We start from the raw sequence: 11356 nt of genomic DNA, 5'->3' as shown, positions 1-11356 counted from the left end.
CCATAATATTTTATAAAATATTATATTCTTTATACTATATCCCCAAACTCAACTTAATATGTACTACTATGCTGAATTAATCGCTATTTTTATTTCACAATAATACAAATCTCTGGCATTTAGCCTGCATCTTTTGATATAATTATATTTAGCTAAATCCATAGGAGGTTTTATAATGAATTTCAAATTACCAGAATACCGATCACCTGACTTTACAGATGAAATATTTATTTCCGCCCCTGATGTACTTACAGAAAAGGTACAAATAAAGGGTATAGCTCCTGACAACTATCACGCTACTTCTATATACCCTGAATATTTCAAAATAAACGGGAAATGGATATTGGCACCAGAAAGTCGAATGGATTGTGTAGCGGTATTGGATAAATACAATAATTTAAGTATAAAAGAATTTAGAAATCTTGAATTGGGAGATGAAGTAATACTCGGCAGAAGTGAAAATGCCAGTCAGGGCATTTTCGTCTATACAGATGGTTTTGAAGATAATTCAAAAATGAAGAACCAGGTATTTTCATTTAGGACAGGGAGAACCAGAGAAAGTGCTTATTCAAAAGATTACGACAGTTTATATGAATTATTAAAATATGAAAGAGAAAATGGATATATACTGTGGGTACTGGGTCCTGCAGTAGTATTTGATGCTGATTCTAAAAAAGCCATGTCGTCTCTCATAGAAAACGGATATGCAGATTGCATCTTTGCCGGGAATGCACTTGCCACCCACGATCTTGAGGGTTCTCTTTTTAAAACAGCTCTTGGACAAAATATATACACTCAACATTCTGTAGTAAATGGTCATTACAACCATATAGATGTTATAAACAAAGTCCGAAAAAGCGGATCCTTTCGCGATTTCATAGAAAAAGAGCATATAAAAAATGGTGTAGTATATTCCTGTATTAAAAATAAAATCCCATTGATACTTGCAGGTTCTATAAGGGATGATGGTCCCCTTCCTCCTGTAATCTCAAATGTGTACAGTGCACAGGATACCATGAGATCTTATTGCAAAAAGGCTACCACAGTTATATGTCTGGCAACTCAGCTTCATACCATAGCAACAGGTAACATGACCCCGGTATATAAAATAGAAGGTAAAAAGATACGACCTGTTTATATATATACTGTGGACATATCAGAATTCGTAGTGAACAAATTAAGAGACAGGGGAAGTTTGGAGGTAACCTCCATAGTTACAAACGTCCAGGATTTCATAGTAAATGTATCCAACAATTTGGTGGGCAGAGATTAAGTTTACCTTTTTCAATATTAAAAATACTGGTGAAATTCATTCTCTACTTCACCAGCATCTTTAACCGCCATTATGAATTGGGAGACAAATACAAAAATATGCAGAAAAAGTGACATGCACTTCCCGCAATGACAAAAAGATGCCATATAGCATGATTGTATGGTATTTTGTTCAGCATATAGAGAAAGGCTCCTGCGGTATATATAATTCCCCCGGCAACCAAAAGCGCTATTCCCATAGGGGATAACAATATCAGAAGTTTTTTCATGGCAAAAATTATTATCCATCCCATGAAAATATACAGCAGAGTAGATGCAACTTCATACTTTCCCACCCAGAATACCTTCATTATTATTCCCAGAATAGCCAGTGTCCATATTATTCCAAAAATTGCCCATCCTACGGAACTTCTTAAAATAGTCAGGGTAAATGGTGTATAGGTTCCGGCAATAAGCAGATAAATAGATGCATGATCAAATATTCTAAAAATCTTTTTGGCTCTTACATTGGTTATACTGTGATATAATGTGGAGCCCAAATACAAAATAAACATGGAGATTCCATATATGGTATAGCTTATAACGTACCACTTATCACCTTTTTCAACTGAAAAAACAATTAGAAGAACAAGGGCTGCAATTGAAAGCAGGGTCCCAATACCGTGAGTCACAGCATTTGCTATCTCCTCTCCTCTGGTATAAAATTTCACTTGGTTATCCACATTTATCACTCCTCAATAAAATTTAAACATCAATATATGTATGATGTAGTTTTTAAGACTACATACTATATATATTATAATATCACAATGAATACAGTCCTTCAACATTTATTAAGCTTTTTATAGTAAATAAAATAATTTTTTAGTATAATATTATTATAAAACCCTGGAGGTATGAATAATGCTAAAAAGAACTATAACCGCAGAATTGATAAAAAAATTTAACGAGTTGTTAATAAAAATACTGGACAATAAAAAAAGTAAAAATTATGAGGAGGCTTTAAATTTAATTGATGCAGCTTTTAAAGATATGTTCAGACTGAGCTTGAAATTTTTCAACTCCCTTTCCGTGGAAAACTTGATGGATATGGTAAAAGACAAGGGCACTATAAATACGGACAAATGCATAATAATGGCCAAATTACTGGAAGAAGAGGGCACTATTTTAGAAATTCAAAATGAACTGGACTATTCATTTTACATAAATCAGAAATCCCTGCATTTATTTTTAAATGCCTATTTAAACTCAGGCAGAGAGGATGACTGTGAGCTGAGCTCTTATTTTACAGACATAGATTCAATTATAGGAAAAGTATGCCAGTACAAATTGTCCTATGAACTTCAAAATCAGATCATAGCTTATCATATAAAGTCCTGCAGATACGATAAGGCTGAAAATATAGTATATGAACTGCTGGAAGAAAGTAATTACAGTACTGATATGATAAATTATTCAATAAAATTCTACAATAACCTTTTATTGAAAAGCAACAGTGAATTGTCAGCAGGTAATCTTCCCAGAGAAGAAATACTGGATTCCCTTTCTTCTTTAAAAGCCAATTTATCAAGTGATTCTTAGGCTCAAATGCAGTTTGCCAATAAGAAATAATTGTGTAAAATGAAATTTATTCCAGTATCTTGAAATACAAATTCCCACCATGCCGTCTCGTGAGTTACTTTGAACCCGCTCCCAGCAGGTGGGCATCTCCTTCTTGCTTCTTGTGCCCGAAGCAAATCAGGTTTCATTCCACAAGAAGAGTTAAATTCCCTTTTATAAAATGTTCGGTCAACATCAACTCATTCAACGTACACAGCAGGAATCCTACAATATTATTATACTACATTTTTTTTATTTTATCTTCATTTCTACAGATATTTATTGTCTTGTTCATTCTTTTACCCTATTTATATTTATTCCCAGCTCTTTTAGCTGTGATTCATCAACTACATTTGGAGCCTCTGTTAATGGACAAAATGCATTTTGATTTTTAGGAAAAGCTATCACATCTTTTATATTGTCGGTTTTTGCCAAAAACATTATCATTCTATCGAATCCATAAGCCAAGCCTCCATGTGGCGGCGGTCCAAATTTAAACGCCTCTAAAAGGTATCCAAATTTATCCCAGGCATTTTCCTGTGCAATTCCAATTACCTGAAACATTTTTTCCTGAAGCTTGGTATCGTGTATCCTTATGCTGCCTCCACCTAATTCCTCTCCGTTTAATACTATGTCATAAGCCTTGGCTCTCACTCTGCCCGGATCACTGTCAAGATATTGTATATCTTCATCCATAGGCATGGTAAATGGATGGTGTTCCGCCTGATATCTTTTCTCCTCTTCATTATAGGACAGGAGAGGAAATTCCGTTACCCATACAAATCTGAACTCGTTGTTGTCTTTCAGAAGTCCAGTCTCCTTTGCCATATGAACTCTAAGTGCACCTAGACTGTCAAATACAACTTTATCTTTATCAGCAGCTATAAGCACAAGATCTCCAGGCTCTGCTTTCATTTTATTAAATATTGCCTTCATGTCCTCTTCGGATAAAAACTTCGATGCTGAGGATTTAACTTCATTTTCCCTGTACTCTATCCATACAAGTCCCTTGGCTCCATAATCTTTTACAAACTCCACCAGCTTATCAATTTGTTTTCTGCTCATGGAAGCAGCTCCATCAACTTTTATAGCTCTTACGGATCCGCCCTTTTCAATGGCATTTTGGAATACCTTGAAATCTGTATTTTCGACCACATCAGTTATATCATTTATCTCCATTCCAAATCTTAAGTCCGGTTTATCGCTGCCATATTTCTCCATGGCAATCCTATAGGGCATTCTCTCTATAGGGAGTTTTATATCCAAATTTAAAATCTTCTTAAATACCCTCTGAAGCAGCCTTTCATTTAAGGCCATCACATCCTCCTGCTCCACAAAAGAAAGCTCCATATCCACCTGAGTGAATTCAGGCTGTCTATTTGCTCTTAAATCCTCATCTCTGAAGCATTTAACTATCTGAAAATATCTATCAAACCCCGAAACCATCAAAAGCTGTTTGAAAAGCTGGGGGGATTGAGGAAGAGCATAGAATTTGCCTTTATAATTTCTGCTGGGTACAAGATAATCCCTGGCACCCTCCGGTGTACTTTTACCAAGTATCGGAGTTTCTATTTCCGCAAAGCCCTCTTCGTCCATAAAATCTCTTATGACTTTAGCAGTCCTGTGTCTCAATCTAAGTATTCTCTGCATATCAGGTCTTCTCAAGTCAAGATATCTGTATTTTAATCTTATATTCTCATCTGTATCCAGATTTTCCTTTATATATATAGGCGGCGTTTCAGATTCCGAAAATATTTTTATATATTCCCCCTTCAGTTCCACCATACCTGTTGGAATTCCCTTATTAGGTGATTCTCTTTTTACAATAACTCCGGTGGCAGCTATACAATATTCGGATTTCACATTATCCGACTTTTGGAACGCTTCTCTGTTTATCTTTTCTCCAAACACAATTTGAAGTATTCCAGTTCTGTCCCTCAAGTCCACAAATACCAGACCGCCTAAGTTTCTTTTCCTTTGGACCCACCCCATCACTGTGATTTTTTCACCTATATTGCTTTCTCTAAGTTCTCCACACATATGAGTTCTCTTAAGACCATTCAACGATTCTCCCATTATATTCCGTCATATAATACCCTTAAATAAAGGCATCCTACCTGTTCATTGTGCATGAAGTTAAACTTCCCTGGTCCAGCACTCCAAGGTATATTTAACATTATAGCTGTTTCAATAATGTTATCTAACGGTTTTTCAACTCCTATTCTCTCATTATTTGACCATTTAAATTTTATAGCTTAACCACATTCAAGATTTCATCTATATTGTCCAGAGAAATTTCAAATTGCTCTCCATCAGACATTCTCTTGAATTTAGCAGAATTCGACTGCAGCTCATTTTCACCTATTATAGCTGTAAATCTGACGTCTATCTTATTGGCATATTTCATTTCAGCTTTCACACTTCTATTCATATGATCACATTCACACCTTAAATTTCTCTCCCTCAATTCATTAGCCAGCTGAAGTGCCTTTATACCGGCCTTGTCTCCCATAGAGCCTATATACAGATCTATATAGGGGAGTTTTGGTATTTCTATGTCATTTTCCTCCAATGTAAGAAGTGTTCTCTCTATTCCCATGCCAAATCCTACAGCAGGCATTTTGGGGCCTCCCACTTCTTCTATAAGATAATCATATCTTCCACCTCCACATACAGTTATGTTCTTGTCGATTATTTCAAATACAGTTTTGCTGTAATAATCAAGTCCTCTCACTATAAGTGGATTTATCTTATATTTTATTCCGAGAGCAGTTAAATAATCCTGTAAAGCTTCAAAATGCTCTTTGCATTCATCACAGAGATAATCCAGTATCAGCGGTGCCTCTTTCACTATTCTTTTGCAGCTGTCCTCTTTGCAGTCAAGTATTCTCATGGGATTTTTGTGAAATCTGCTCTTGCAGGTATCACACAATTCATCGTATCTTTCAGACAAAAAACTCTTCAAAATCTCATTATATTTCTTTCTGCATTTGGGACATCCTATACTGTTTATATTAAGTTCCAGACCTTTTATCCCCAGTTCCCTATACACTCTCATTGCCAGGCTTATGACTTCCGCATCCAGCGAAGCTTCCCCGGCGCCAAAAGCTTCTATCCCAAATTGATGGTGCTCTCTAAGCCTGCCTTTTTGGACGCTTTCATATCTTAAAACCGGTGTAAAATAAAACAATTTAGTAGGCTGTGCCTCATTGTACAAACTGCTCTCCACAAAAGCCCTTACTGCCGGCGAAGTTCCCTCTGCCTTGAGAGTAAGACTTCTTCCTGATTTATCTTCAAATGTGTACATCTCTTTCTGAACCACATCCGTAGTTTCTCCTACTCCTCTTTCAAAAAGCTCCGTATATTCAAACACAGGAGTCCTTATCTCTCTGTATCCATAAGAAACCGCTATATTTTTAAATATATTCTCTACATAATGCCATTTATAAGACTCCGTAGGCAATATATCCTTGGTACCTCTAGGTGCTTGTATAATCATAATACTTTGTTTCCTCCCTATCTGCACGGTGAAAAAGCCGCGTATTTTCTCACAATCTACTTGCAATATATTAATTGAATTCAATACAATGTGTCCAGAAGTTTTATTTTCTTTTGAACCATCTCATCCACCCTGTTTACGTACTCTCTCACATCCTTTACATTTGCCTGTCTTTCCAGTCTATTTTCATCTAAAAATATAACTTTGGTAACTGCATCAGCTCCACAAGCTATTATGGTCTGCTGCTCTTCGATCATTTCTATATTGTAAATTCCTGAATTACTGGATTTTCTGTACCCTACATTCTCCATATTGCCCACCATATTTTTTTGTCTGTACATGTAATATGGCTTCATATTCAAAGTCCTGGCCAAAAAAGCCGCTCTCTCATACATAGAATTCAATTCCCTGCTTCCGGCAATGGAGTATTTCACATTGTTCATTATATTTTCATACAGCCTGGATCCTCTTTTTAAAGACAGTCCATGCACTGTAAGATTGTCCGGAGAGAGTCTTTCTATCTCCTCACAGGTTCTATTCATATGATCCATGCCCTCACCGGGAAGGCCTACAATTATATCCATGTTTATATTGTCAAATCCGCACTGCCTTGCCATATGAAATTTTTCCCTTATATCCTTCACGGAATGTCTTCTCCCAATAAACTTCAGTGTATCATCATTCATTGTCTGTGGATTTATACTTATCCTATTTACCTTATATTTCTTCATAATTTCCAATTTATTCAAAGTTATACTGTCCGGTCTGCCGCATTCCACATCAAATTCTTTTATTTTACAATGACATACAAAATCATTATATATTTCATTCATTATTTTTTCAAATTTTTCATCACTTATAGAGGTGGGAGTACCTCCACCAAAATAAACACATTCTATATTCAAGTCATGCTTTTTTATATAGCTTGAAATCTGTCTCAATTCATAAGTAAGCCCATTGAGATAATCTCCTACAATATTCTTGCACTTTTCAATTGAATTGGAGGCAAAAGAACAGTAAATGCACCTGGTAGGACAAAAAGGCATGCCTATATACACACTTACATTTTTACTGCTGGTGTTTACCACTTTCCTTTCGCCATTTGCTATATCAATACAAAGCTGTGCTTTTTCATTTTCACAGCAAAAATGTCTGTGAAAATACTCCACTATACCCTGCTGGCTCTTACCTTCTTTTATCAGCTTAAAAGCTATTTTGCTCGGCCTTATTCCAATCAGAGTACCCCAGGGCAGCCTCCTTTTTATCCTCTGACTAAAATATAAAAATACTGCTTTTTTTATATTTTCATTATCTGTCAGATCATTTTGAAATTTTATTTTATGAATACTCTGCCTGTCCTCTACTGAAATGGTATTTTGAATTTCTTCAATTCTAAAATCCCAGTTTTCATCTTTTACAAAAATTATATCTGTGAGCTCATAAAACAAATTGATTATTTGAAACACTTGATATCTGTACCTGTCAGGGTTTAATTTAACTTTTATTTTCATATTTACGCAAATCGGCATTCTGCTACTGCAAGAACGAATTGTAGATTTTCTCCTTTCCAATAAAGCTTTTAAGTCCATGACCCGGCAGTACTTCTGTCTCATCTGGAAGAACCATAAGCCTATTTTTTATACTGGCTATAATCGTATTATAATCCCCTCCGGCAAAATCAGTTCTGCCAACAGAACCCTGAAAGAGTGTATCTCCGGTGAAGGCCAGATTTTCAACTAAAAAACTCACCCCTCCAGGTGTATGCCCGGGAGTGAATACCACTTTCAGCTTCATATCTCCAATTTCAAATATCTGGTTGTCTTTGAAATAAATATCCGGTTCTTCAGTCATAGTGCCATACATAAGCTCTCCTCTCTGTATCATTTCATAGTCCAGCTTGTTTATGCCTATAGGGGCGTTATATCTACTTTTCACCTGTTCAGCTGCTTCCATATGATCTGCATGACCATGAGTCAGCAGTATATACTTTACCTTGCATTTAGAAGCATCTATGACCTTTAGTATATCATTTAAATCTCCACCAGGATCGATTACTGCACACTCTGCTGTATTTTCATCCGATAATATATAACAATTAGCAGCATAAACCCCCACAACTAATTTTCTTAATTTCATAAAAGTACCTCCTTTATTGATCAATTTATCCTAGAATTTCTTTTCACTATCAGCCATTATGGTTACCGGACCATCATTTTCTATGGTTACCATCATATCTGCACCAAATTTACCAGTCTCCACTTTTTCCACTGAATTTCTGCACTCACTTACAAATTTCTCATACAGACCCTGGGCCTTATCTCCCGACAGAGCTCTTATAAAGCTTGGTCTTCTCCCTTTTCTACAATCCCCATACAGGGTAAATTGTGAAATTACTAGCAATTCTCCTTTTACGTCAAGAAGTGATTTGTTCAACTTTCCATTTTCATCCTCAAATATCCTTAAATTCAGTATTTTATCTTTCATATAGGTAATATCTTCATCTTTATCGTCTACGGATATCCCCAAAAGCACATTTAATCCTCTCTCTATTTTGCCTATAACCCTTCCATCCACTTCAACTTTAGAACTTTTGACCCTCTGAATTACAGCACGCATAAAACAACACCTCACAATATAATAGTTAGTTTTTTGTCCTGTAGACCTCCTTAACTCCCTTCACCTTTCTAAGCTTTCTCATCACATCTTTAAGCTCATCAATACTTGATATCTTCAGCTTCATATCTATAACAGCTATTCCACCCCTAACCGGTTTGGCATTTACAGCATAGAGACAAATTTTGCTGTCATTTATTATGTCCATCAATTCAGATAAAAGCTTCTGCCTGTCATCACCTTCTATTTTAATTTCAGTAATGTATTCTCCCTTGGGTTTTCCCCAGCTCACATCCACTACCTTGTTGTTTTTGTTTTTTAGTAAAAACTCTATATTTTTACAATCTCTCCTATGAATGGAAACTCCCCTTCCCTTGGTTATATATCCTATTATAAAATCTCCTGGTACTGGATTACAGCATTTTGCAAATCTAACAAGAACATTGGTTTCACCCTTTACAATCACTCCCGGTGAATCTTTACGTTTCCTATGTGGTTTAGCTGTAAATTTATCCAGTTTATCCTTTATCTTTTTCCAATCATCAATATCCATTTTGGTAGTTTGAATATACATATCCTTCATCTTCAAAACTATGGTGGAAGGATTCAAACCGCCAACTCCCACTGAAGCATAAAGATCATCCAGAGAATTCATATTATATTTTTTTAGTACAGAATTTATAATTTCACCTTTTGCAATTTCTCCAAAATTATATCCCTGTTTCTTAGTCTCCTTTTCCAGCAGCTCTTTTCCCTTCAATATATTTTCTTCTCTTTTGGCCTTTTTAAACCAGGACCTTATCTTGCTTTTGGCCTGATTGCTCTTGACTACATTCAGCCAGTCGATACTGGGGCCTTTGGGCGTACTGGATACAAGTATTTCTACAATTTCACCGGTTTTCAAATGATAATCCAGAGGTACCATCTTTCCGCTGACTTTTGCCCCAATACAGCTGTTTCCTATGTCTGTATGTATTTTATAGGCAAAATCTATAGGAGTTGCCTCATAGGGCAGATTTATAACAGTACCTTTAGGCGTAAATACAAATACTTCATCTGAAAACAGGTCTATTTTGAACCTCTCCATGAATTCTTCTGCATCCGAAGTTTCTCTCTGCCATTCCAGCATTTCCCTGAGCCAGGTGAGTTTTTTATCTATATCATTTGCAGTTTCCACACCTTCTTTATACTTCCAGTGAGCTGCTATACCATATTCCGCAGTCTTGTGCATTTCAAAAGTCCTTATCTGTATTTCAAAGGGCTTTCCCTGGGGTCCTATGACAGTGGAATGCAGTGACTGATACATATTGGGTTTTGGCATGGCAATGTAATCCTTAAACCTTCCTGGTATAGGTTTATATATAGTATGGGCTATTCCAAGAGAAGCATAACAATCTTTTACATTATCCACCAAAATTCTCACAGCAGTCAAATCAAAAATTTGATCTATGGTTTTATTTTTCTTCACCATTTTTCTATAGATACTGTAAAAATGCTTTGGCCTACCCTCAATATCTGACTCTATACCGGCCTTCTTCAAATTTTCTTTTAACTGTTTTATTATCTGATCTATATATTTTTCCCTCTCTACCCTTTTTTCCGCAATTTTCCTCACTATAAAATAGTATTCATTTTGATTTATATATCTAAAAGCCAGATCTTCAAGCTCCCATTTAATTTTCGACATTCCCAGCCTATGCGCCAGTGGTGCATATATATCAAAGGTTTCCTTGGCTTTTTCCTTCTGCTTTTCCACAGGCAGATACTTTAATGTTCTCATATTATGAAGCCTGTCTGCTAGCTTTATAAGTATGACTCTGATATCATCTGCCATGGCAAGCAGCATTTTTCTCACATTATCCGCCTGCTGCTCCTCTTTGGTTTTATATTCTATTTTCCCCAGCTTAGTGACACCTTCCACAAGGTTTGCCACCTCAGGACTAAATTCTCTGCTTACATCTTCATGATTAAAGTTAGTATCTTCAATCACATCATGCAGAAGTCCCGCTACTATGGTACCCGTATCCAGACCCATTTCCGCCAATATACAAGCCACTTCTACAGGATGCATTATATAGGGTTCACCAGATTCCCTTTTCTGCTTTTTATGAGCTTTATCGGCAAAATAATAAGCTTTTTTGACCATATCTTTATCTACATTATTGCAATTTTTATCTATTAACTCTATTAATCGTTCTAACATACCGGTACTCCTCAAAATCAATGGCTGGTCTATTAAACCAGCCATTATTTTTTATTAACATTATATTATATACCATTAAAACTTGCAATTTAAAATTGATCAAGCGGTTCTCTGATCCAGATGGAGTTTACCAATGAGAAATGCTTTTCGTATCCTGAACCTTATCGGAT

At 35.9% G+C, this 11356-nt stretch carries 9 protein-coding genes and 1 other RNA gene; 2 read left to right on the top strand and 8 right to left on the bottom strand.

What is annotated here, in order from left to right; translation table 11 throughout:
• Positions 1–175 precede the first annotated feature (175 nt).
• Positions 176–1273: a putative NPN-dependent ornithine cyclodeaminase gene (locus CLLU_RS11260; RefSeq protein WP_106009884.1), complete on the top strand. Its 1098-nt coding sequence runs from the start codon at positions 176–178 to the stop codon at positions 1271–1273.
• A gap of 70 nt (positions 1274–1343) precedes the next feature.
• Here CLLU_RS11260 and trhA read toward each other — a convergent pair whose 3' ends face one another.
• A complete protein-coding gene (gene trhA / locus CLLU_RS11255) occupies positions 1344–1994 on the bottom strand; it encodes a PAQR family membrane homeostasis protein TrhA (protein ID WP_106009883.1) in 651 nt (216 codons plus the stop codon).
• Positions 1995–2175: 181 nt separating this feature from the next.
• Between trhA and CLLU_RS11250 the strand changes: the two genes are divergently transcribed.
• Positions 2176–2853 carry a DUF6483 family protein gene (locus tag CLLU_RS11250; protein WP_106009882.1) on the top strand — a complete coding sequence of 226 codons (678 nt, stop codon included), beginning with the start codon at positions 2176–2178 and terminating at the stop codon, positions 2851–2853.
• Between the two features lie 67 nt (positions 2854–2920).
• Here CLLU_RS11250 and ssrS read toward each other — a convergent pair.
• The 7 genes from ssrS to CLLU_RS11215 all read right to left on the bottom strand — a co-directional run bounded on the left by ssrS (position 2921) and on the right by CLLU_RS11215 (position 11186).
• Positions 2921–3097, bottom strand: a non-coding RNA gene (gene ssrS / locus CLLU_RS11245) — 6S RNA.
• A gap of 65 nt (positions 3098–3162) precedes the next feature.
• On the bottom strand, positions 3163–4947 hold the full coding sequence (gene aspS / locus CLLU_RS11240) for an aspartate--tRNA ligase (RefSeq protein ID WP_106009881.1): 1785 nt from the start codon (positions 4945–4947) through the stop codon (positions 3163–3165).
• Positions 4948–5119: 172 nt separating this feature from the next.
• Positions 5120–6370 carry a histidine--tRNA ligase gene (gene hisS / locus CLLU_RS11235; protein ID WP_106009880.1) on the bottom strand — a complete coding sequence of 417 codons (1251 nt, stop codon included), beginning with the start codon at positions 6368–6370 and terminating at the stop codon, positions 5120–5122.
• 80 nt (positions 6371–6450) lie between these two features.
• Entirely contained in the window at positions 6451–7881 is a 1431-nt protein-coding gene (locus CLLU_RS11230) for a coproporphyrinogen III oxidase (protein ID WP_106009885.1), read from the bottom strand.
• A 22-nt stretch (positions 7882–7903) separates the two neighbouring features.
• On the bottom strand, positions 7904–8506 hold the full coding sequence (locus tag CLLU_RS11225) for an MBL fold metallo-hydrolase (RefSeq protein WP_106009879.1): 603 nt from the start codon (positions 8504–8506) through the stop codon (positions 7904–7906).
• Between the two features lie 30 nt (positions 8507–8536).
• Positions 8537–8986, bottom strand: coding sequence for a D-aminoacyl-tRNA deacylase (gene dtd, locus CLLU_RS11220; RefSeq protein WP_106009878.1), 450 nt, complete (start codon positions 8984–8986; stop codon positions 8537–8539).
• A 25-nt stretch (positions 8987–9011) separates the two neighbouring features.
• On the bottom strand, positions 9012–11186 hold the full coding sequence (locus tag CLLU_RS11215; RefSeq protein WP_106009877.1) for a RelA/SpoT family protein: 2175 nt from the start codon (positions 11184–11186) through the stop codon (positions 9012–9014).
• Between the last annotated feature and the right edge of the window lie 170 nt (positions 11187–11356).

It is taken from the genome of Clostridium luticellarii, assembly GCF_002995845.1.
GTDB lineage: Bacteria > Bacillota > Clostridia > Clostridiales > Clostridiaceae > Clostridium_B > Clostridium_B luticellarii.
Note: the sequence above shows the minus strand (reverse complement) of the source record. Positions and strands in the feature narration are given on the sequence as shown.

Coding starts and splice junctions, on each gene's coding strand:
- CLLU_RS11250 (WP_106009882.1), top strand. CDS start 2,176: ATGCTAAAAAGAACTATAACCGCAGAATTGATAAAAAAATTTAACGAG.
- dtd (WP_106009878.1), bottom strand. CDS start 8,986: ATGCGTGCTGTAATTCAGAGGGTCAAAAGTTCTAAAGTTGAAGTGGAT.
- hisS (WP_106009880.1), bottom strand. CDS start 6,370: ATGATTATACAAGCACCTAGAGGTACCAAGGATATATTGCCTACGGAG.
- CLLU_RS11230 (WP_106009885.1), bottom strand. CDS start 7,881: ATGAAAATAAAAGTTAAATTAAACCCTGACAGGTACAGATATCAAGTG.
- CLLU_RS11225 (WP_106009879.1), bottom strand. CDS start 8,506: ATGAAATTAAGAAAATTAGTTGTGGGGGTTTATGCTGCTAATTGTTAT.
- aspS (WP_106009881.1), bottom strand. CDS start 4,947: ATGGGAGAATCGTTGAATGGTCTTAAGAGAACTCATATGTGTGGAGAA.
- CLLU_RS11215 (WP_106009877.1), bottom strand. CDS start 11,186: ATGTTAGAACGATTAATAGAGTTAATAGATAAAAATTGCAATAATGTA.
- CLLU_RS11260 (WP_106009884.1), top strand. CDS start 176: ATGAATTTCAAATTACCAGAATACCGATCACCTGACTTTACAGATGAA.